The organism is Arthrobacter sp. TMT4-20, from assembly GCF_054510775.1.
Genome location: NZ_JBTNDW010000004.1, coordinates 130,894 through 152,318, shown reverse-complemented (window position 1 = coordinate 152,318; position 21,425 = coordinate 130,894). Strand labels below are relative to the sequence as shown.

The 21,425-nt window shown below is 61.5% G+C and carries 15 protein-coding genes; 5 read left to right on the top strand and 10 right to left on the bottom strand.

From position 1 onward, the window contains the following. Nucleotides 1–114: 114 nt before the first annotated feature. Both ACX80Z_RS06050 and ACX80Z_RS06045 read left to right on the top strand, forming a co-directional pair. On the top strand, nucleotides 115–1,170 hold the full coding sequence (locus ACX80Z_RS06050; RefSeq protein ID WP_459315263.1) for a phosphatase PAP2 family protein: 1,056 nt from the start codon (nucleotides 115–117) through the stop codon (nucleotides 1,168–1,170). Nucleotides 1,171–1,268: 98 nt separating this feature from the next. Beyond that, on the top strand, nucleotides 1,269–2,174 hold the full coding sequence (locus ACX80Z_RS06045; protein WP_459315262.1) for a nuclease-related domain-containing protein: 906 nt from the start codon (nucleotides 1,269–1,271) through the stop codon (nucleotides 2,172–2,174). 223 nt (nucleotides 2,175–2,397) lie between these two features. On the opposite strand, the gene ACX80Z_RS06040 is transcribed toward ACX80Z_RS06045, so the two are convergent. From ACX80Z_RS06040 to ACX80Z_RS06025, 4 genes are all read right to left on the bottom strand, one after another. Beyond that, entirely contained in the window at nucleotides 2,398–3,225 is an 828-nt protein-coding gene (locus tag ACX80Z_RS06040; protein ID WP_459315261.1) for an HNH endonuclease, read from the bottom strand. A gap of 82 nt (nucleotides 3,226–3,307) precedes the next feature. Continuing rightward, the gene (locus ACX80Z_RS06035) at nucleotides 3,308–3,886 is read right to left on the bottom strand and encodes a DoxX family protein (RefSeq protein WP_019481870.1); all 579 of its coding nucleotides are present in this window, start codon (nucleotides 3,884–3,886) and stop codon (nucleotides 3,308–3,310) included. A gap of 92 nt (nucleotides 3,887–3,978) precedes the next feature. Then, nucleotides 3,979–4,635, bottom strand: a complete 657-nt coding sequence (locus ACX80Z_RS06030) for a class I SAM-dependent methyltransferase (protein ID WP_459315260.1) — start codon at nucleotides 4,633–4,635, stop codon at nucleotides 3,979–3,981. Then, nucleotides 4,632–4,853, bottom strand: coding sequence for a hypothetical protein (locus tag ACX80Z_RS06025; protein ID WP_459315259.1), 222 nt, complete (start codon nucleotides 4,851–4,853; stop codon nucleotides 4,632–4,634). Before ACX80Z_RS06025 ends, ACX80Z_RS06030 begins: the two co-directional genes overlap by 4 nt. Nucleotides 4,854–5,006: 153 nt before the next feature. Here ACX80Z_RS06025 and ACX80Z_RS06020 point away from each other — a divergent pair, with 153 nt between their 5' ends. After that, nucleotides 5,007–6,938 (top strand): L-lactate permease, encoded by a 1,932-nt coding sequence (locus tag ACX80Z_RS06020; RefSeq protein WP_459315258.1) that lies wholly within the window; start codon nucleotides 5,007–5,009, stop codon nucleotides 6,936–6,938. 297 nt (nucleotides 6,939–7,235) lie between these two features. On the opposite strand, the gene ACX80Z_RS06015 is transcribed toward ACX80Z_RS06020, so the two are convergent. Then, complete coding sequence (locus ACX80Z_RS06015) at nucleotides 7,236–8,600, bottom strand: FAD-binding oxidoreductase (RefSeq protein ID WP_019481866.1); 1,365 nt, start codon at nucleotides 8,598–8,600, stop codon at nucleotides 7,236–7,238. Nucleotides 8,601–8,867: 267 nt separating this feature from the next. On the opposite strand from ACX80Z_RS06015, the gene ACX80Z_RS06010 reads away from it, so the two are divergent. Further along, on the top strand, nucleotides 8,868–11,603 hold the full coding sequence (locus tag ACX80Z_RS06010; protein WP_459315257.1) for a LuxR C-terminal-related transcriptional regulator: 2,736 nt from the start codon (nucleotides 8,868–8,870) through the stop codon (nucleotides 11,601–11,603). Further along, complete coding sequence (locus ACX80Z_RS06005; protein ID WP_459315256.1) at nucleotides 11,596–14,280, top strand: LuxR C-terminal-related transcriptional regulator; 2,685 nt, start codon at nucleotides 11,596–11,598, stop codon at nucleotides 14,278–14,280. The genes ACX80Z_RS06010 and ACX80Z_RS06005 overlap by 8 nt, the downstream gene beginning before the upstream one ends. Here ACX80Z_RS06005 and ACX80Z_RS06000 read toward each other — a convergent pair. From ACX80Z_RS06000 to ACX80Z_RS05980, 5 genes are all read right to left on the bottom strand, one after another. Next, nucleotides 14,258–15,604, bottom strand: coding sequence for a glycosyltransferase family 2 protein (locus tag ACX80Z_RS06000; RefSeq protein ID WP_459315255.1), 1,347 nt, complete (start codon nucleotides 15,602–15,604; stop codon nucleotides 14,258–14,260). The genes ACX80Z_RS06005 and ACX80Z_RS06000 overlap by 23 nt on opposite strands. 48 nt (nucleotides 15,605–15,652) lie before the next feature. Then, the gene (locus ACX80Z_RS05995) at nucleotides 15,653–16,414 is read right to left on the bottom strand and encodes a hypothetical protein (RefSeq protein WP_459315254.1); all 762 of its coding nucleotides are present in this window, start codon (nucleotides 16,412–16,414) and stop codon (nucleotides 15,653–15,655) included. 105 nt (nucleotides 16,415–16,519) lie between these two features. Next, nucleotides 16,520–18,595 carry an S-layer homology domain-containing protein gene (locus tag ACX80Z_RS05990; protein ID WP_459315253.1) on the bottom strand — a complete coding sequence of 692 codons (2,076 nt, stop codon included), beginning with the start codon at nucleotides 18,593–18,595 and terminating at the stop codon, nucleotides 16,520–16,522. Continuing rightward, entirely contained in the window at nucleotides 18,592–19,599 is a 1,008-nt protein-coding gene (locus tag ACX80Z_RS05985) for an NAD-dependent epimerase/dehydratase family protein (protein WP_459315252.1), read from the bottom strand. Before ACX80Z_RS05985 ends, ACX80Z_RS05990 begins: the two co-directional genes overlap by 4 nt. 26 nt (nucleotides 19,600–19,625) lie before the next feature. Further along, a complete protein-coding gene (locus ACX80Z_RS05980; RefSeq protein ID WP_459315251.1) occupies nucleotides 19,626–20,906 on the bottom strand; it encodes a nucleotide sugar dehydrogenase in 1,281 nt (426 codons plus the stop codon). Between the last annotated feature and the right edge of the window lie 519 nt (nucleotides 20,907–21,425).

Below are 21,425 nucleotides of genomic sequence, written 5' to 3'. Positions count from 1 at the left end.
CTGGTCCGCCCGGACCTTGAAGATTCTTTTGCCTAATCCTGAACAGGAACTGATTAATTGTCACAACAACTTGTTTTGGCAAATCGAATAAACTGATAGCGATGAAAGATGACAGTGAATACTAAATCCGCGCGGGAGATCTCTCCGTGGCGTGGTCTTTTCGGCATCCCGTTGATCACCACGGTGACCTTTATGGGACTGATGTTGATCACGGCTGTCATTAATGGGCTGCCCGTGCGTGATCCTGACGGCTTCCTGGGCCCGAGCTATGTGCGGCTGCCGCTGATCGTTCTCCTGGTGATGATCGCTGATGTTGTGCCACGAGTGTTCGCGCAGCGTTCTTCGGTCAAGGGCATGCTGGGCACCGCCGGTGCGGTGATCAAATCACGCTGGACGCTACATCGAATTGCTGCGATTACTGCCGGGATGGCGAGTTTTTACCTCGCGTATGTGGCGTATCGGAATTTGAAAAGCTTTTTGCCATTTCTTCGGGATCGTCTGACGGACTCCATGCTGGTAACCACCGATCGATGGTTCGCTGGGGGCAATAACCCGGGCGACGTCCTTCATGGTTTGTTGGGAACGGGTTTCGCGGCCGAATTCCTGTCGGTCGTGTACGTGTCGTTCCTGATTTTTGTCCCCGTGTCGCTTGCCGTTGCGATGGTCTGGTCCGATGACCTTTCCCGCGGAGCCTGGTATGTGAGCGCTCTCTGTTTCAACTGGATTCTCGGTACCGCGGCCTACTATCTGCTTCCGTCCTTGGGCCCGATCTACGTTGAGGAGTCGTCCTTCACCGACCTGCCGGTCACCGCGACGTCGGATTTGCAGGATTCGCTCTACGACAACCGGCTGGAGGTTCTCGTTGATCCCCATGCGACTGAAACGGTGCATGGCATCGCAGCGTTCGCGTCCTTGCATGTGTCGATCGTGTTCACGGCGGCTCTGGTGGCGCAGCTCGTCCGGTTGCCGAGGCCGGTTCGATGGTTGTTGTGGGCCTACGTTGTGCTGACGGCCCTCGCGACCGTGTATTTCGGCTGGCACTACATCCTCGACGTTCCGGCGGGCCTTGCAATCGGGGGTTTGTCCGTCTGGTTGGCGGCTTTGGCGACCGGCATCATCCGTTTCCCGGGTCGGCGCCGGGACATCGCGATGCTTCGTCCGATGGCCTAGTCAAGTTACTGAATTCCTGACGTACTCCTGAGCGAATATTGCACCTCCGAGGTAGGTCGCCAATCTAGGCTAGGTCGAGAGTCTTACGGGGGAGAGATATGACTGCTGGTGCGGGTGCTGCTGAACAGGCGCGGCGGGCGTCGCAGCGGGTGGTGCGCCTTCAGAATGAGCTGGCGCAGGCTACTGAAACCGTGGCTCGGTTGCAGAGTCAGCTTCAGCACGCCGAACGGACGCACCGGGCCTGGAACGCCGGGGCTGCTGGGGAATTGCTGGTGGCAGACCGCCTTGACCTGCTTGAAAGCCAGGGCTGGCTTGTGCTCCACGATCTGCACTGGCCGGGTAGACCAAAAGCCAACCTTGACCACGTAATTGTTGGGCCCGGCGGGGTGCTGGTGATCGATGCAAAGAATTGGGCCGGTGACGTTCATCTGCGGCGCGGAGAACTGGCCCAGAACGGGCACCTCAGGGTCAAAGAGTCGGCGGCTGCCCTGGAGCAAGCGAGCGCTATCGCAGCCCTGCTCGAACCCCAGCACAGACAGTTTGTTCAAACGTGGATTTGTCTGGTCGGTCAGCCGGATCTGAAAGGAGTGACCGCTTCGGGTGTGCGGATTGAGGGGCTGAACACAATCGCACCGTCTGTTGAGGCGCTCCCGAGAGTTTTGGAACCGGAGTTTGTCAGCGCCATTCACCACTATCTCTCACGACTGCTGGCCGGAGACACGAGCCCTATGCTGCTGACAACCGCAGGGGCCGGAGCCGATGATGCGGCCGTCTCCACCTTGCGCCGACGTCGGACAGGTCGAGGCCGCTCCGGCCCTATCCCGGTTGAGCAGTCTGCGCGGACAAATGGCTCTGGCAACTCCGGCAACTCCGGCAACTCCGGCAACTCCGGACGCTCACGGGCCGCGGGTCCGTATCGCCGATCGGGTAAATCCACGAAAGGGACGAAGGGGTATGGCTGTCTGGGAGTATCCGTACGGTTGGCAGGAATGCCCTGGCGTTAGCCATCACCGCTAACCTTCTGAGTGGACTGGTCCAATCGCAGGTAATCCAACCGCAACCCGATCCGACAATCACCAACCAGACGGTGAGCCCTGGTGCTGGGTAGCAAAGATTAACTAAGCACCGAGACCCTCGGGGTCCCGATTTAAAACGTGCATGCAATGGATGCAGTGCAAGCAGTGCATCCATTGCATGCAGTGCATGCACCATTTAAATCGGACTCAACTAGTCTGCTGGTCCCAGGATCCGCTGCGCGTCGGCTTGAGACAGCAACTCCTCAGGACTGACGACCGCGCCCCGCAGGGATGTCGAGCCGCGGAGCAGCCGGCGAAGCTCGGCTGGCGAATAGGGATTCGGCGCCCGGCGATGCGCCATTGCATGGCAGTTGGCGCACATCGGAACCAGATCGGTCAGTGGGTCCAGGACATAGTCGGCGGTCAGTTGCGGGCCGGGCACGATGTGGTGGACCTGGATGAAGCCAGCACCAAGGGTGCCATAGGTCTCCTCGAAGTTGAAGCGGCAGACGGCACAGCTACTGCCATGGTGGGCGATGCATTGACGGTGAGCTTCGGGGTCGTGCTCGTAGCGGTTGACGCGGCTTCGCAGCAGGGCGCTGGCGGGAAGTGTGCCAGCGGTCGGGTCGACGGGATGAGCCTCCGACGACGGCGCATAGTCGGCCCACACGGCCCGCAGAAGCTGCTCATGGTCGACGGAGAGAACGGCCGCGCCATCGTCGAGAGGGAGGCCCGGCACGCGACCGAACAGCACTGCCTCGGGGATATGTTCGCCGCGGGGGAGCAGGAGGTCGACGTCGAGGGTGAGGAGTCCGCCGTCGTCGGGCATCATGACGACAGTCCCGTGACCGAACAGGCCTCGTTCGTTCGCGCCCTGTAGAACCAGCCAGACATCAGAGCCAGGGGCAACGGACGGAACGACGGCCGGCCACCGAACGGAAGCGAATCCGGCGTCGTGCACGGCATCCTGCACCGAAGCGTAGGCGAACTGCCACCCCTCCCGTAGATCGGGATTCCAGCCGAGCATGATTGCCGTCATGGCACTCATTGTGCCACCAGCCTTAACGGCGTTGGCCGTGCACCGAACGTCCGGTGCACGGCCAACGCGATGGTGCGGCTGTTTAGGCTGGGTCGGTCGAGCCTTCGGCTGCCGGGGTGGCGTCCGACGCTGACGCGGCGTCGGCTGCCAGGGTCTTCCGGCGGCGGTAGAGCTGAACACCGATCGCAACGGGGATCGCGGCCAGCGCGGTGGCACGCATCCAGGGCCGGTCGAGGACGTGGCCGGTAACCGAGTCCAGGGACACAGCGCCGGCGCCCGCGATAGCGAATGAGGTGGCAGCGAGTCCCAGCACGGCCGGGTATTCGAAGCCTCCCTCTGTCGCGAAGAAACCGTTTGGCGTGTGGACGCTTGCCGCGACACCCATGGTCGTCGCGGCAGCAGCACCGGCGGCCGGGGTGCCGAGCCCGACGGCGAGTGCCAGACCCGCGCCAGCCTCACCCAATCCGGCAAGGACGGCGCTGGTCTTTGCCGGGCGGAAACCCATGGCGTCCATACCCTTGCTGGTTCCGTCGATGCCTCCGCCGCCGAACCAGCCGAACAGTTTCTGTGAACCGTGGGCGACGAGGACGCCGCCAAGGGCTACCCGGAAGATGGTCTGCGCGGCGGTTGCTGCAACCGGCGTGTTTGTTTGATACGTCATGGAATTCCTTCGGTGGGGGGTGTGGTGCTGCGGACAGCTCTCCTTCTATAAGGCATCCCGGAGCCAGTTTCTTCCCCGGAAGCCGAAACCGGTCAGGACTTCCGGCGGGCGCGCAGCACCGCATCGTGGATGGTCAGGGCCTCGCCGTCGTGAGTCTGCACCCGTTCCCGCGACTCGGTCACGATGTCCCACTGCCCCGGAACCAGGAGCAAACCAATCTCCTCGGCGGTGTAGAAGAGGTCGGAGCGGGGAGGCCGGTGCGCGCCGGATTCCATGTCGGTCGGGTGGTGGCCCACGATCAGCAGGGTGCCGCCGGGCGCGACGGCGGCCGCCAGCCGGGTAAATAACGGTTCACGCTCTTCCTTGGGCAGGTGCATGAACTGGGCCGAGATGAGGTCGAAGGCGGACACCGGGGGAGCCCACTCCAGCAGGTTCTGGCGGGTCCAGGTAATTCGGGCGGCCGACGCTTGATCGGTTGCAGCATTCTCGGCACCGCGGGTGAGGGCCACCTGGGAGATGTCGACGGCGGTCACCGTCCACCCCTGGCGGGCGAGCCAGATGGCGTCTGCACCTTCTCCGCAGCCGACGTCGAGCGCAGTTCCAGGCGTCAGGTCGGCCACCTCTGTGACGAGTTGTGCGTTGGGCTGTCCGCTCCAGACAGATGGCCGATCGTTGTAGAAAGCGTCCCAGTACGTCTGGTCGTATTCGGTGAGCGTCGGCTCGTGGCTGTGGTGGTCGTGGGAGGTCATGATGCGGTCACCTTTGAGGTTGAGTCGGTTTGGTCGAGGCCGCGGTGCGCTGCGAGGTCGCGCTGCAGTTCCTCTTCCATAAGGACCATGTTAATCACCGCGCCGGTCCACGAGCCATCGGCCGCTGACGCGAGCACCTGCGGCAGATATCCGACGGCGACTAGCCGGACGACCGCTCGTCGCACCACACCCGCAGATGGGCCCAATCTGTCAGCCACCCATTGACTGTTCCTGTGGTCAGACCTAAGGTCTTATTCGTTGGTAGAAATCTTATTCCACAATGTGGAAGTGCTTCGTCGTGTGAAACGCGCGGTCGGTGGCGTTCATAGTCGTGGAGTCATTCGGTAGCCTCAGTCAAAGGGGACTGGTTTATGGACAATCTTGCGGTGCTTAGTTTGTTGGCGTTGGCGCCGATCCTGGTAGTGGGGGTATTGCTGGCGGGGTTCCGCTGGCCAGCGAAATACGCCATGCCGGTCGGCTACGTTTTAGTGGTGCTCGTGGCGCTGCTGGTTTGGGAGATGGATTTCACGGGCATTCTCGCGGCGTCGCTCGAAGGGTTGATCGTCGCCGCGACCCTGCTCTATATCGTCTTCGGTGCGCTGCTGTTGCTCTCGACGCTCACCATCGGTGGCGCCATGGCGACCATCAGGGCGGGCTTCAACAACATCTCGGCCGACCGCCGGGTGCAGGCGATCATCATCGGCTGGCTGTTCGGCAGCTTCATCGAGGGTGCGTCGGGCTTCGGCACGCCGGCTGCCGTCGTCGCCCCGTTGTTGCTGGCCATGGGCTTCCCGGCGATGGCAGCCGTCATGGTGGGTCTGATCATCCAGAGCACGCCGGTGAGCTTCGGCGCCGTCGGTACGCCCATCCTGGTGGGTGTGACCAATGGGCTGGGCGGAGACCCGGCAGTGGGCGAGCGTATCGCCGTCCTCGGGCTGACCATGCCGGAGTACGTCTCGAACATCGGTTTCCAGGTGGCGGCCATCCACGCGATTGTCGGCATCCTGATCCCGCTGATCCTGGTCTGCATGCTCACCGGTTTCTTTGGCCCGGAGCGGCGTTTCCGTGACGGCCTGGCCGTTTGGCCGTTCGCCATTTACGCGTCGCTCGCGATGACCATCCCGTATGTGACCGTTGCGCGTTTCCTCGGACCGGAGTTCCCGTCCCTGTTCGGCGGACTGATCGGGCTGATGCTGGTCATGTTCACCTCCAGCAAGGGCTTCCTGATGCCGAAGGACACCTTCGACTTCGGACCGCGCGCCTCCTGGTCCGACCGCTGGATGGGCACCATCGAACCGTCCGAGGCAACCGACGTCCGGACCCACATGAGCATCATCAGCGCCTGGTCGCCCTACGTGCTGATGGCGGTCCTGCTGGTAGGCACCCGGGTGATCGCTCCGCTGAAGGAGTTCCTGACCGGAATCCAGATTCCCTTTGAGAACATCCTCGGCACGAGCATCACCACCAATGTGCAGCCGTTCTACTCGCCGGCGTTCCTGATGATCCTCGCCGCCATCTTCGGTTACCTGATTCACCGGATGAGCGGAAAGCAGATTGCCCAGACGCTGAAGGTGTCAGGAAAGCAGTTGGCTGGCACCGCCGTCGCCCTGCTGTTCGCCGTCCCGCTGGTGCGGGTGCTGATCCAGTCGGGTCCGGACCTCAACGACTCGGGCCTCTCAAGCATGCCGGTCACCCTGGCCGAGGGCGCCGCAGCCATTTCCGGTGTCTCCTGGCCGGTCATCGCGCCGTTCATCGGCGCGCTGGGGGCGTTTGTTGCCGGGTCGAACACCGTGTCGAACCTGACCTTCGCCCAGTTCCAGTTCTCCACCGGTGTGGCCATCGGTGTTCCGCCTGAGCAGGTTGTCGCCGCACAGGCGGTGGGCGGTGCCGGTGGTAACCCGATTGCGATCCACAACATCGTTGCGGCCTCCGCGACCGTTGGCCTGCTGGGCCGGGAGGGTGACCTGCTGCGCAAGACCATCCTCGTGACCCTGTACTACTGTGTGGCGGCAGGAGCTGTGGCGTCGCTGTTCATCTTCGGTTTGGGCCTGAACCTCGGCACCTTTGTGCTGGCGGCCCTGCTGATCGGGCTGGTCTTCCTGGCCCGATGGATGATGCGCTTCCAGGGCAAGGATGCGCTCTCGCTGGTCGGCGGTGGATCCGTGCATGGTGATGGTTCTGTCAATAGTGCTGGTGCGGCGACCGGTAGCGGTTCGACCACCCGCCGGTCGACCGGACGCGGTTCGACCGGGCGCGATTCGACATCGGGGGATGACGACGTCGACAACCGGGATCGGCTCTAAGCCACACCGGGGTATCTAGGTCACTCCGCAGGGCCTAGGCACGACCAGCGAAGGGGCGGCATCCACAGAACCCGGATGCCGTCCCTTCGCTCGTTACAAAGAAGTGCACGAACCGCACGGCGTCCACGGAAAAGTGGTCAACCCGCAGGATTGCTGTTGGGCGACCACTCTTGTGCGGCTACGGCACTTCTCTGCGCGCCACCCTGTTCGTCTTCGACACCTGGGCTGGTCCGCACCAGGGAAAGCGCACAAAAAAGAAGGGCGGCCCGGATAACCGGGCCGCCCCTCACGAGAGACCTAGATGGCCTTGCCGGGGTTGAGGAGTCCATGCGGGTCGATGGCGTCCTTGATGGACCGCATCACGTCGAGGGATACCTCGCCCAGCTCGGGCAGCAGCCAGTCACGCTTGAGCAGCCCGATGCCGTGCTCCCCGGTGAGGGTGCCCCCGAGGCTCTTCGCCAGGTAGAACATCTCGCCGAGAGCGACCTTCGCCGGCCCCTCGGTGACTGAGTCCTCGGGATTCAGGACCAGCATGGGGTGCAGGTTGCCGTCCGACGCGTGGACCACCGAGTAGATCCGCACCCCGGTGCGCTCTGAGATGTCCTTCAACCCGACCGCCACCTCGGCCAGCCGGCCCCGCGGGACGCCGATATCGCCAATCGACACCCGGCCCAGTTTCTCCAGGCAGGGAATGGCCTCCCGGCGGGCGGTGATGAGTTCCGCGGCGTGTTCGTCGTCCTTCGCTTTCTCGATCGAGGTGGCGAACGGCCTGATGGCCTCGATCAGCACATCCTGTTCCAGATGGGCGCCGTACCCGTCGGTTTGAGCCAGCAGGAACGCTCCGCCCTGCGACCGGTAGGTGGTGCCCATTGCCATATCGATCGCCTCGAGCGTCTGACCGTCGATCAGCTCCAGCATGGACGGCTGAATCCGGGACGCGATGACCGCCGATGCCGCCTGCGCCGCGGTGGCGAAGTCCGGGAAAAAGGCAGCGACCGTCGCCGTCGCGACCGGAAGCGGGCGGAGCCGCAGCGTCGCCTCGGTGACGACGCCGAGCGTCCCCTCGGAGCCGACGATCAAGGCGTTAAGGTCATACCCCGAGACGCCCTTCATGGTTTCGCGGCCGGTCCGGAGCTGACGGCCATCGGCGAGGACCACGTTCAGTGACAGCACCGCGTCCCGGGTGACTCCGTATTTCGCGCACCGCATGCCACCTGCGTTGGTGGCGACGTTGCCGCCGATCGAGCAGATGGATGTGCTGGCCGGATCCGGCGCGTAGAACAGCCCGTATTCTCCGACGGCGGCGTTCAGATCGGCGTTCAGGACTCCGGGTTCGACGACGGCGAGCTGCTCTACCGGGTCTATGCGCAGGATCTTGTTCATCCGGGACACGTCGAGGACCACTTCGCCGGACCGTGCGGAGGCACCGGCGGCCAGCCCGGTGCCAGCACCACGGGTGACGATCGGGGTACGGTGGGCGGCGGCCAGCCGGAGGGTGGAAACGACGTCGTCGGTGGTCTCGGCGAAGACAACCCCGTCCGGCAAGGACTGCGAAACGTAGCCGGAGCGGTCGGTACTCGCATCGCGCCGGTCTGCTTCGGACAGGGAAGCTGACCGTGCCCCGGCCAGGACGGCTGATGTGGAGCTGGTGTGCAGTGACATTGGCGTAAAACCCCTTTGTTGTACGGATCAGCGGTGATCAATGACGATGCGTTTATTCGCATTGTGGAAGAACACTTCTGCTGATTGGATAAAATCCTAGAGTGCAGAACCAGCTGGGTCAATGGAGCGCCCAGCGGCGGTTGTCAGGTCTACCAAAAACTGAGTAAGTACCAGATCAAGACAGGTAGTTACTACTCATGCCACCAACCGGCGTACCTGCTTACAGTGGGCAACACGGTATCGATTGGCTATTGGGGGTCTCGGGCAATGCTGCAGAACTACTCATCCGGATTTATTCACTGGCGGGCTGAATCTTCGATGACCGCGGTGGCACGTCCCACCGCGGCTCATTTGCAGGGCCCCGGGCGAAGTGCATTAGTCAGCGACATGACCCGTGTGCTGCTGAGCTCCCGAGGGTGCGGGGCACTACTTGTCGGACGCCGTGGTGTCGGCAAAAGCTATCTCGCTAAACAGGTCATCGACAATCTCCCGGATTCAGCGGAAGTGGTGCACTTGCGGGGTAGTTCGACCCTCTCGAGGGTTGAGTATGGTGCGCTGGGACCGTTGCTCAGCGAGCTGGATGTGGCTGCTCTGGATCACCACCGGTTCCTGATTGGCGGTATTGCCCGGTTGCTTAGCTCTCGGGGTGGTAGCCGTCCGGTGGTGATCGTTGTGGAGAATGCTGATCGGCTTGACGTGATGTCAGCGATGGTTTTGATGCAGGTCGCCGCGGCTGGGCATGCTTGCCTGTTAGTTGTCTGCACTGACGAAGGGACAGGGAGCGCGACGATCGAGAATCTATGGGGCGACGGGGTGCTCGTCAGATTCGATCTTAGTCCGCTCACCTTCGGCGAAGCCGAACTGGTATTGGAAGACGAGTTTGGCAAGTTCTCACGTACCGCCGTGCGCCAGGCGTGGAACCTCAGTAAAGGCAACCCGCGAATTCTGCTCACCCTGGTCAGTGAACAGATTGCCAGCCACATCTTGGTTCAGCGCGATGGCATCTGGGTCGCCACCGGGGCCGCCCCCCAACGGCAGGGGTTGGGTGGCGAGTTTCTCACCTCATGGCTGGACGGTCTCACCGACGGTCAGCGGGACGTGGTGGAAATTCTGGCGCTCGCCGGTGCCGTCCAGATAGATACGCTCACGCCGGTCTGCGATCCCGACGACCTGGATTGGCTGCAAGAAAATCGTCATCTCCAGATCAGTCCGGGACCTCACCGGATGGCGGACCTAAGAGACAGCGTGATGGCAGACGTGACCAGGGGGTCTGTGCCCGCCGCGCGAAGCCGTCGACTTCGCGCCAGGCTTGCCGCGAAGCTCTCCTCCGAGGGTAATAAACTGGCGACGCCGAGTTTCGCTGCATGGACGCTCAACTGCGGTGAGCCACTAGATCCGGAGATCGCGCTTGGCGCAGCGCGAGCAGCCAATGGCAACGGAAATCCTGATCAGGCCCGACGGTTTGTGAGGTCGATCGAAGGACACCGGCTTCACGCCGGTCTACTGATTGAAGAGCTAAAAGCTCTGATGACACTGGGCATCCATCATGAGGCACGGTCCATTCTTGAGGCCCGGTTGAGTGATGCGGACTGGCAACCAACGTTCATTGAGTGGGCGGAGCTTATGTTGTTGAGAGCTACCCTGCCTGTCAAAAAGTCTGGTGCTGCCGGTGAATCGATTGCCACCTTGCAGGGGGTTTGGAAGAGGCTGGCCAAGGAATCGGATACTCTCTCACCGGCCGAATTGCGGGTGCTCCGTTCACAGCTCCTCTTGGCCGAAGGAACGCTCCTGGCAGACCAGGGCCAGCATGCCGAGGTGGTTCAACTTCTCACCTATCCCTACGAACATGACGATGGTGATGAAGAAAATTTCCGTCTACAAGCAGGGAGCTTGCTGTGTGAAGCCTGGGCTATGGCTGGTCGGCATGATGACGCCCTGCGCTTCGCAGCTGACCTAGAGTTGCGCCTCCTTCAACCGGGAATTCTTGAACTGACCAAAGAGTATGTCAGAGCCCGGCTATTGATTGTCTTTTTGATGACAGCCCAACCAGAAAAGTGCGGGGCGATTCTATCCTCCCGGCCGATACCTGAGCTAGGGGTGGGAATACACGCGGTTGAAGAACGCGGCGTTGCTGAGGGGCTCCTCCATATCAGCCACGGACGGTTCGACAGTGCTCTGGCGACGCTGCTCCCGGCTATCAGCCAACTCCGAGAGGGATTCGCTCCCGCAATACTAGGAATGGCATTGGCCGAATGTGCCTATTGCTATGCAGTCAACGATGAACCCGAAGAAGCCAGGAGGGTGTTAGCCGAGCTGAGCAGGGAATCCTACGAACAGTGCTGGATCGGCGAGCAGATCACCACCTATCTCGTGTTGGCCGCGAACGCGCTTCTTGGTTCGCCGGACAGTTCGGCACAGGCCATGATTGATCGGGCGGAGGAATGCCGACAGAATGGACAGCCTTCAATGCAGCTAGTCTTTCTCACCGGAGCGGTGCGCTTAGGCAGCCAAGTGGCTGCACCGCTGCTGGTCGGCTCCGCCGCGCGGATACAGGGTGAGTTCGCTGGTCTTTGCGGTGATTTCGGGCTGGCAATGACTAGAAGAGACGATAAGAGACTTCTCTGCGTCGCTAAGCGCGCTCTGAAAGCCGAGGGTCATTCCCTGGCTCGGGATATTGCCCGGGCCGCGATGGCATGTGCCGATGAGGCAGGGGACCAGGCCACCACTCGGGAAGCTCGCCGGCTAATCCATTCGATTGACGGCAGGGTAGGTAAGCAATTGCCCGCGTTGGGGGCCGCTGCCCTGGCACACTTGACCAAGCGGGAACGCGAGGTGGCGTTGGCGGCTGTCCCCGGGGCAACCAATATCGACATTTCACGCAAACTCAACATTTCAGTCCGTACCGTTGAGGGGCATCTGTATCAGGTCTACTCCAAGCTCCACCTGACCTCACGGGAGGACCTCCAGGCACTCGCTGCCCTCGGTTCGAAGACCCATGCGTGACGACCGTGGGTCTGAATCAGGAAGTTGGAACGAACTCGTAGCCCGGATTGTTCGGATCCTCAGTGGCCCCGCGGCCAACGGAGTCCTGGTTGCCGCCGAGCGTGGGATGGGAAAAACTACCCTAATGCGGCAGGTCCTGGTGGAGTTGCCTGAGGACGTGACGTGGACGCGAATAACCACCAGTTCGGCTTTAGGTGCTATTCGATATGGCGCGCTTGCTCCCTATCTAGGGTCGTTGGGGGAGGGCCCCCTGGAATCCGACGGCACGCTGCTGCGTTCAGTCCAGGCGAATCTTCGAGCTGCCAGCTCGGATGAGTCCAGGCCGGTAGTGGTGGTAGACGACGCGCACTACTTGGATACTGCCAGCGCCGAACTGCTTGGTCAGTTGGTGGCGACCAACTCGGTGACACTATTTGCATTGACCAATCCCGGACCCGCGCTACCCCGGGCTCTGCGCACCCTGTGGATGGAAGGCGTCTTGGAGCGTATCGATCTTCAACCGCTGACGTCCGGAGCGGCGAAGATGCTTTGCGAGGGTGTTCTCGGCGGGCCTATTGCACCGACGAGCAGCCTCCTGCTCTGGAAAAGCTCTGGCGGTCTGCCGTTGGCACTTTCAGCGCTAGTGGATCACAACCGATCCCTGGGAACTCTTGCCCTCCGCGGTGGAATCTGGCGTTTAGTGGACCAGCCGTCGTTGACCGACCCAGGGCTCATCGACCTGGTACGTGATAGGTCACGACGAGTTGGTCCCGCCGCGATAGAACTTCTGGAGTTGCTTTCACTGGCTGGCCCTATGACTTTCTTGAGCGTGCTTGAAGTGGGTGACGCGAGCCAGCTGGATTTACTAGAAGAAGAGGGACTCGTTGCTGTCGGGACCGGTCAGGAGGGGATGGTCAGTGTTGCCAATCCGCTCTATGCCGGCCTGATTCGCCAATTGGTGCCGGCGGGCCGCAGCGCCGCCCTGTTCAACCGCACCCGGCAGTTGAGGGAGACTGCTCAGGGCAAGGAAACACCCGAGCACACAATAAGTTTTCTAGAGTGGGCCCTCGACTGCGGGGCAGCTGTTCCCCAAGAAGAGCTGGTAGCGGGTGCGCGGAAAGCTAACCACGGCTATCAGCCGCATGCTGCACTCAGAATCGCCGCCGCAGTTACGGCGTCGAAGTATCTGATCCAGGCTCGCATCCAGATTGCCCAGGCTAATTACTTGCTCGGAATCCCTGATGCGGCAGAGCTGGGGCGTTCGTTGGAACTGGCCCCGGACATGGTGACGGCAACCGAGGCAGCAGTCTGGGAAGCTAGGTTCTCACAGCGACTGGGTCAGGACCCTAGCCAGGTGCAGAGCATCGCCCGGCGCTGGGCATTGACAGCCCGCAGGATCACCAAGGAGCAAACCGGACGGGCGGGTCTATCCGCTGACGATGAGGTATCCATCAGGTCTCTCGAACTGTATGGGTTGAACATCGCGGGCCGGTACGCCGAGTCCGAGCCTGAGTTACGTGAACTGGCTCACGGGTATTTAGGAACACTGGAGGATCGGCACTTCACTCGGGTGCACCTTGGGGAAGCCCTCGGTGCTCAAGGACAGCCTAGAGCGGGTGCAGCTGTGCTAGCTGAGGCCTTGCGTCAGGTGGTGTCGGCCGCCGAGTTGCCGGACCGGCACCAGGAGTTCGCGCTCCTACACGGAGCCGTGTGCTCAATCTTCTCAGCCGAATGGTCAGAGCTCGAAGGTGCCATAGACGATTATCTCGACCGGTCTTCTGCCTCACTGGTTTACTTCGGAGCGGTTCTGGAGCTGGTCGAAGGATTCAAGGAACTGCGGAGGGGGTCTTTGGCGCGCGCTGAGGAGTACCTCGCATCAGCTGTCGAGGGCCTGCAGGTTTTCGACAATTATCAGATGCGCCCACTGGCGCTCGGACTCGCTGCGTACGTAGCCAGTCTGGCGGGGGACCGAGACCGGACGGCCGGCTATCTGGGGCGATTTGATCAACGCACGTACGACGGCGGTCGGCAGCTTTTGCTCCTCGGTGAGGGGTACGCTGCTGCGGCGCGAGCCTGGCTGGTGCCGACGTCGGGTGCTGATGCTGAGCTTCGCCGGGTACGTTCCGCTGCTGCCAAGGCCAACTTAGTCAGCGTCGAGATGCACGCCCTGGAGTTGTCAATCAGGCTTGGTGACGATTCCGTCGCCCGCCGGCTCGCTGATTTGTCGACCAATGCCGAAGGCACCGAAGCGCTGATCCTTCACCTCTATGCAGACGCATTGCTTTCGGGACAGGAGAAGGAATTGATTGCTGCCGCGGAGGAAGCCGGCCGTGCCGGATATTCCTTGCTGGCCGTTGACGCGGCAGCACGCGCAATAGCGATACTGAAAGCGTCAGGGTCCAACGCTGGCCTGGCCCGGGCGTACCAGGTTTTTAAGACCTATCACCCCCACACCGCCAATGTCGAACTGTTTGAGGCCCACCAGCAGGATGACCTGCCCGTGCTTTCCGAACGCGAGCTTAGGGTGGCCCAGTTGGTAGCGCAGGGTTCGGGCAACCGTGCCGTTGCCGGTCAACTGCACGTGTCGCTGCGAACGGTTGAGGGGCATCTGTACCGGGTATTCAAGAAGATCGGGATCAGTCGACGGGATGAATTGACGCCCGCTCTTGTGGCAATTATTGAGAAGGATCGGCAATAGCCGGTTCTGTTGCGTGCGCCGCTCGACGTCGCCCCTGTACCTGGTCAGGTTGGCGGCGCTTTGGGCTAACCCAGATACCGCTGGACCCGCCTGCGAGCCAGGCTTTGGGAATCTGGCTTAGGCAAACCGCAGCGTCTAGCATGCGAACCAAAGGGAACAGCAGCCCGATCAGCAGATACACCGGCCGCTTGAGTGCAATCGCGGCGAACACTGTCAGCAGGAAATCGGGGAGGAGCACCCCCAGGAGAACCGCTTCCACCGGTATGACGTTTCCGAAAAATTCGACGGTGGGGTGCAGATCCTGGGTACCGAAGAGGAAAAGATCGAAGATCAGGGACAGGGCCAGCAGAGGGAGCACCAGCAGGAGCAGAATCCCACTCACCACCAGCTCGACAATGTGGACGCAAAGGTTAATCCAGAACTTGGTGAACTGAAACTGGTGCTTCCTGACGGTTTGCCAGAAGCCCAAATTCCAGCGCCGTATTTGCCGGATGTAGTCGGCCAGATTATCCGGATCTTCGGTGTAGGCAACGGCCGCCGATGGATGAAATTCGATCCTGCCCAGTTTTCGGGCGTGGACGTCAAAGGTCATATTGAAGTCCTCGATCACCAGACCCTTGCCAGCGACGTCGATCTGCCGCAGGACCGACGTGCGATACATGCTGGCGAAACCAGGAACGATGTTGACCACGTTCGCTGATTTGGCGGCCTGACCGTATTTGAGAAGGAGTTGGACGACCAGGTATAGCCGGTCGCGGTAGGCCACGAGGAATTGGCCAATGAAACTGTGCGGGCCGGAGCCGACGATCGACCGTGCCCGGCCGGCAACCGCCACTACATCGGGCTCCGCGAATAGGGGTAGACCAGTCTCGAGATAGTTGGGAGTGGGGCGGGTATCGGCGTCCAGAATCAACACCACGTCGTAACTGTCGCAGAGGGCGAAGTGCTCGATGGCTTCGGCCAAGGCTCCGGCCTTGCCACGATTGATCTCCAGGTCCAGGACATTGACTCCCAGCTCACGACAGATCCGAGCGGTCGCGTCGGTGGATTTATCCGACACCACGTGGATGTTGGTGAGGGGGACCAGCTTGGCCGCAGCGGCGATTGACTCCTGGATGGATCCGGCCTCGTTGTGAGCGGCAATCAGGACTGCGACGTCGTCGACGTCGGGCACTGCCGTCAGCGGAGGTGCTTCACCCTCCGGGACGGCGACGCGCCGCCGATACACCTCGGTGATCCGGCGGCCCAGACCGACGACACCCCAGAAGGCTGTACTCACGCCGATCACAAGTAGAACGATGATGAAATACCCCAGAAAATCCATAACTCTCCATACGATATCGCGAGGCAGTGGGGAGACCCCTCCGACTGCTTACTGAACTTGGCTGGTGGTAACGATGATCCGCCACGGACCATCTGGCACATCTTCTTCATCGACAAATTGCCAGTCGACGACGTCGTTCATTCCGTCGAGCTGGGTGAACCCCAGACAACTGTTGAGGGCAGGCGAAACATCCATTCCGGCACCGTTGTACTCAGTGCTGGCGGGGCGCTCGTCGTCGTGCCCGAATACGTAATCGACATCGTTATATAAGGCAGGCCCTGCATCCTGGATTTGTCCGTAGCAAACCCGGTCCCCCTTCTTGAGCCGTACCCAACGGTTCTTCATGAAGCTGTACTGCTTGCTGGTCAGCCAGACGGGGTTGCTTGCGGCATCCTCTGCCGCCCACGGGATGACCTCGCCGCGGGATGCGAACGCGTCCGCGTCATTGAGGTCATCGAACGGCAGATCGAGATAGAACGGGTTCTCCCGAGGTGTCATGCTGCTGGGAAAGAAGTTGTTTTCTGCCACCCGCGGCTCGGTCATGCAACCGTCGGCGGTTACCACGCCGTCGCAGCCGCCGTAGCTTTCCATCCAGCGAGAGTCGTAGGTGGAAATTTCTTGGCTCCCGTCGGGGGCATCGGGATCGTGGATCTCGCCAACCCAGAAAGTGGTGGACACGATGTCTGTGTGCCACGGGTACTCCTGGTGGTTGTGCCTGGAGGAGACGATCGCCGTGGTGCCGACGATTAGTATGGCGGCCGCCGCAATCAGCAGCATTCTGCCAACGGGCAGTTTGGGGTAATCGGACACCTCGTCCTCCTTTCTGAGAGTGGTGATGAGTAAGGGGCCGACGGCGGGCTGGGGTCAGCCCCAGGTCTCAAGGGGGGCTGCTCCGCCGCCGGCCCGTCTATTGCCCTACATTAAGCAGGGTGTCCAGCAGGTGGCGACGGTTGGAGTCGTCGTACCAAATTTGCGGTCGTAACGGTGCAGGAAACCTGCCATGGCGTCCCGATTGACGCGATCAGACGGTCGATACGTTTGTTCCTCCCCGCTCGCGGCGATGCCCTGGCTCGCGAGCCAGACGATCGCCTCATAGTGGGGGCTTTCTTCGGTGACGTCGGTGAACGGTGGTTCAATCGGGGTCACTTCGGGGCTCCCCCCGAACCGGTGGAGGAAAGCCGCTACGGCGTTCCTGGTGATCGGGTCCTGCGGACGGAAAGTGCCGTCGGTCCAGCCCGACGCGATTCCGCGGCTCGCCAGCCAGGTAATCTCGAGGTAGTGCTCATCCTCCGGCGACACATCGGTGAAGGGCGAGATTGTCGGCGCCTCCCAGGTGGGCTCGCCCGCCATCCGATATAGGAAGGCTGCGACAGTCTTTCGGTCCATCGGCTCAAGAGGGCGGAAGGTGCCGTCAGCATAGCCAATGGTGATGCCTTCCCGGGCAAGCCATTGAACCTCGGTGTAGAACAGGCCACTCGCCGGATAGTCAGTGAAGGCCTGCGCCTGGGGTGCCCGCTGTCCATTGCTGGCCCCCGGAGTGGGTTGCATGCCATAGTCATCGGTCACAAGCCGACCGTCATCCAACAAATTCATGCCGAAACTTAGTTCCACCACCCCGTGTGGGATTGGAGGAGTAGTGAACCGTGCCTGCTCCCAGTCTTCTGCCGGGGGTGAGTATGGGCTGGAGGTCCAGTGATTCCACGGACCTAAAGCACTCCGGGTATAGATTTCGAATTGAGTGTTTCCGGTCGATTTGTACCAGGCGCTGAGATCATAGGTTAGGCCGGTCCGCACCGTCGGTGCACACGCTCCCAGGTCCAGTTTCGGGAGGAGCTTGGCGTCGCCGTCGACATGTGACCTCATGATCAGCCGTTGAGCTTGCTCACCGGTTCTCGCGTCGCCCACGACGGAGAAAGAGGGACTGTTATCTCCCCATCCGCCGGTCTGCCAGCAGTCGGGAGTCTCGTCGTTCGGCCCCATGGTTTCAAAGCCAGCGTTGAGGATCATGTTGCCGGTGCGGGCTTCTGGCAGGGGTCCGCGGACCGCGGGTTGTTCCGCACCGCCGATAACCTGGTCTACTGTGCGGACTACCAGGGCACCTGATTCGGCACGATCCGCGAGCCAATCAATGAAGGTTTCGAAGATTTCCGGGTCGATGGCGATCAACGAGTCGCTCTTGTTGACGTGGTGGAAGGAAAGCGGGACCCAGCCGCCGTCCGCCTCCGCGTTTGTGACCGTACCCTTCAGGTCTTCGAGGGTCCAGGTGTTTTCAACCTGTCGCGGCGCCTTGATGAGGTACGGGTTATCCGGGGGAGTGGTCTCGGAGAATTCGCAGTTCTCACAGGAGCCGATCGCGCCGGGCACATCAGGGCTTTGGAGACCACCCAGACCGCGCGCACTGTTGTATCCACAGTCTTCAGCCACCTGCTGAGCTTCTGTGCTTGTCGACGCATAGGGAAAAGCGAAGCTAGTCACCTTGAATCCGTAGTTGGTCAGGATTGTTCGGTCGTCGCAGACCTCTCGTGTCATCTCGGCGAGGTCCGGCGTTGGCAACTCAACGTGAGTCACCGTGTGCCCTCCAATTTCATGACCATTATCCCGCAGTTCTCGGATCTCGGAAAGGGTCATGAAACGTGCTGGCTCATCCCCTACCGGCTCCTCCGGCGCGATCAGGCCCGTGGACACATAGAAGGTCCCCTTGAAGTTGTGACGATCCATGATCCGCGAAGCCTCCACCTGATCTGCGTAACCATCGTCGAAGGTCAGGCTGACAGTGGTTACGCCGGCTGGCACCCCATCCGTGGGGAGTTCCACCCCGTCAGCGCGCACAGCAGAGTACACACTGACGGATCCGGCGATGAGCAAAACAACGACCAGCAGGGCAAGGAACCGGAAGGGCACAGATGAGCGCTTCAGCGTCTGGACGAAGGGCTCATTCACCGCCTGGCGATGACGCGGTTCCTTGCCCTTCTCCGGGGGGCCCTCCGTCATGATGCGGCGCCAGCGAGGGTTGGCTCAGAAGGTATCGAGGGAGCGGTTGCCAACATGGCACGTGCCACTTTAAGGATGATGGTGTCGACCGTGGTGGTGGGTTTGAATCCCACAAGGCGGCCAGCGAGCGAGTTATCGGGTACCCGTCGTCGCATATCCTCGTAGCCGGAGCCATACGCTTCGTCGTAGGGGATTAGCTTGATGCCGCTGGTGCTACCCAACAACTTGATGGTCTGCTCGGCAAGCTCGAGGATCGAGATTTCTTGCAGACCGCCCAGGTTGACTGCCTTCCCGCGGGCGGCGGGTTCCTCAGCGAGGCGGACCAGTGCTGGGACGACGTCGCCCACGTAGGAGAAGCAGCGGGTCTGCTTGCCGTCCCCGAAGACGGTGAGGGGTTCGCCGCGCAGCGCCTGGCCCACCAGGTTCGGTACCACCATTCCGTAGCGACCGGTCTGGCGAGGACCGACTGTGTTGAAAAGCCGCACAATCGACACCTTCAGGCCATACTCCCGCCAGTAGGCGTGGGCAAAAGCCTCGTCGATGCCCTTGGCTGCAGCGTAGGTCCAACGGGACTTCAGCGCAGAACCGAGAATGCGGTCTGCGTCCTCGGACAACCTGTCGGCGGTGTTCTTTCCGTAGACCTCGCTGGTGGAGGCCAGCAGCAGTTCGGCTCCCTCGTCGAGGCAAGCGTCCAGCACCACTTCGGTGCCGTGGATGTTGGTGCGCAGGCTCTCCAGCGGGTGATCGACGATCAGATGTACTCCGACTGCAGCGGCCAGGTGGAACACCCGGTCCGCCCCGCTCACCACATCTCGAACAGCGCCCCGATCCAGGATGTTTCCTTCCAGGAAGGTGAAGTCCGGGTGGTTCTGGCTGTTCTTCAGGTTCTTTAGGTCACCGGTAGACAAATTGTCGAGCACGGTGACACTATCCCCAGCGTTCAATAGATATTCAGTGAGGTGGCTACCGATGAATCCGGCGCCGCCGGTAATGACAGTTTTCATGAGGGGTTCTCCCGGCCGAAGTTCGTTTAGAGGTGAAGGATGTTGGACGCCTGGGGCAGGCGGAAGGTTGAATCAAGGACCAGGGTGTCTGGGTTGATCCAACCGTTGTCGGCAGCGCTATGCGCTGTATGAAGGAGTACCAGATCTGGCTCGTAGCCGGCCGGGTCCTCCTCATGGGCAAGAATTGACCCGTCCGGCAGGCTTAGGCTCGGAATCAGGTGATCGTGGTATCCAACGATCGCGCCTTCCTCGAGAAGGCTGTCGATGATTTCGAGGGCAGGTGATTCCCTGAGGTCTTCGACGTCGGGCTTGTACGCTACGCCCACCACAAGGATGCGGGCCGAGTGGAGACTCTTATCCCGGTCGGAGAGGATCCTGCGAATTCGATCCACGACCCGCCCGGGGCGAGCGGAGATCGCGTTCATTGACTGTTCGATGACAGGAGTAGCCAGGCGGTTCTTCTTCATCTGCCACAGCAAGTAATGCGGATCGCAGGGGATGCAGTGCCCACCGACGCCGGGGCCGGGGGTGAAGGCCATGAAGCCGTATGGTTTGGTGGCCGCAGCGTTTATTACCTCGATGACGTCGAGCTTCAACGCCTGGGAGATATCGGCAAACTCGTTGGCCAGACCAATGTTGACCGCACGGAAGGTATTCTCGACCAGCTTGGTCAGTTCAGCTGCGTCGGCTGAGCTCACCACATGAATACGTTTGGTGTAGGCGCCGATCAGCCTTTCGGCGGCAGCTGTGCAGCTCTTGGTGACTCCGCCGACGACGCGCGGGACATCCTCGTGGGCGAAAGCGTCCGCGCCGGGGTTGATCCGTTCCGGACTGAACGCCACGTGAATGTCGCTGCCTGGGATCAGCCCACGGTTGGCTAGTGGAGCGGCCAACATGTCGCGGGTGGTCCCCACATAGGTGGTCGAAGTAAGGAGCAGCAGCTGTCCGGGAACAGCTTGTTCCACGACTGCGCGGCAGGCGGCACTAAGCATCCGCAGGTCCGGCACCAGATACTCGTCGACCGGGGTCGGTACGCACACAATGACTGCGGCAGCTCGGGAGAGCTGCGTTGGATCGGAGGTCAATTCATAGCTGGGGTTTTTCAGGGCTTCGGCGAGGCGATCCCGGTCCGAGTCGACCAGGTCCGCGCGTCCGCTCCGGATTACTTCCAGTCTCGCCTGGCTGACATCAACGCCCAGTACTTTGACGCCCGCGGCACAGAACGCCAGCGACGTCGGGAGACCCACGTAGCCCATACCAACAATCGCCACATCAAAGTCAAAGGTTTTAGCCGGCGTTTCCGGCATTGGCTCCAGGGTGGTGAGCGGAGCATCTACGTGTTTTGTTGCCTTGCGCCTGCTTTGTGACTTTCGATCTCTAACCAGCTCTTCTGTCATAACAGCAATTCCCTTATTGATGACGCCACCCTGATCCGCCTGGTTCTTTTCCAGGTGAGCCAGGGCGATGTCTTCCCCGAAGGCCGTGACGGTTATTGGCCTACAGCGGGTCCAGTTGCCCGCCTGAATCAGCCTATGAACGGCCGAACTGGGGCGCCCGCGTAGATTCCACTGGACTGTGCAGGGAAGGTCGAGCCCGGACCACTCGCATGATCCGAATCACTACGTGTGAGAGGCACTGGCGATTTTGATGCTCGCTACGCGGGGAAGGTGCACCCCACGGCGCAAATAAGTGCCCCACCTGCAGGTTCGTGGTTGGGCAACCACGTGTCTGCAACCGAGGCACCTTTCTGGTCCCGTGACGGGCCTGCCCGCCCCTAGGGGTTAGGAAATCTGCGGGCCACCGTTGATGTCGCAGATGGCGTTTCT

Bases quoted from the DNA above. Each gene is read 5' to 3' on its own strand.
- ACX80Z_RS05980 (WP_459315251.1), bottom strand. From the start codon at position 20,906: ATGCCGGAAACGCCGGCTAAAACCTTTGACTTTGATGTGGCGATTGTT.
- ACX80Z_RS06010 (WP_459315257.1), top strand. From the start codon at position 8,868: ATGCTGCAGAACTACTCATCCGGATTTATTCACTGGCGGGCTGAATCT.
- ACX80Z_RS06045 (WP_459315262.1), top strand. From the start codon at position 1,269: ATGACTGCTGGTGCGGGTGCTGCTGAACAGGCGCGGCGGGCGTCGCAG.
- ACX80Z_RS06005 (WP_459315256.1), top strand. From the start codon at position 11,596: ATGCGTGACGACCGTGGGTCTGAATCAGGAAGTTGGAACGAACTCGTA.
- ACX80Z_RS05985 (WP_459315252.1), bottom strand. From the start codon at position 19,599: ATGAAAACTGTCATTACCGGCGGCGCCGGATTCATCGGTAGCCACCTC.
- ACX80Z_RS06040 (WP_459315261.1), bottom strand. From the start codon at position 3,225: ATGACGGCAATCATGCTCGGCTGGAATCCCGATCTACGGGAGGGGTGG.
- ACX80Z_RS05990 (WP_459315253.1), bottom strand. From the start codon at position 18,595: ATGACGGAGGGCCCCCCGGAGAAGGGCAAGGAACCGCGTCATCGCCAG.
- ACX80Z_RS06030 (WP_459315260.1), bottom strand. From the start codon at position 4,635: ATGACCTCCCACGACCACCACAGCCACGAGCCGACGCTCACCGAATAC.
- ACX80Z_RS06020 (WP_459315258.1), top strand. From the start codon at position 5,007: ATGGACAATCTTGCGGTGCTTAGTTTGTTGGCGTTGGCGCCGATCCTG.
- ACX80Z_RS06000 (WP_459315255.1), bottom strand. From the start codon at position 15,604: ATGGATTTTCTGGGGTATTTCATCATCGTTCTACTTGTGATCGGCGTG.
- ACX80Z_RS06015 (WP_019481866.1), bottom strand. From the start codon at position 8,600: ATGTCACTGCACACCAGCTCCACATCAGCCGTCCTGGCCGGGGCACGG.
- ACX80Z_RS06035 (WP_019481870.1), bottom strand. From the start codon at position 3,886: ATGACGTATCAAACAAACACGCCGGTTGCAGCAACCGCCGCGCAGACC.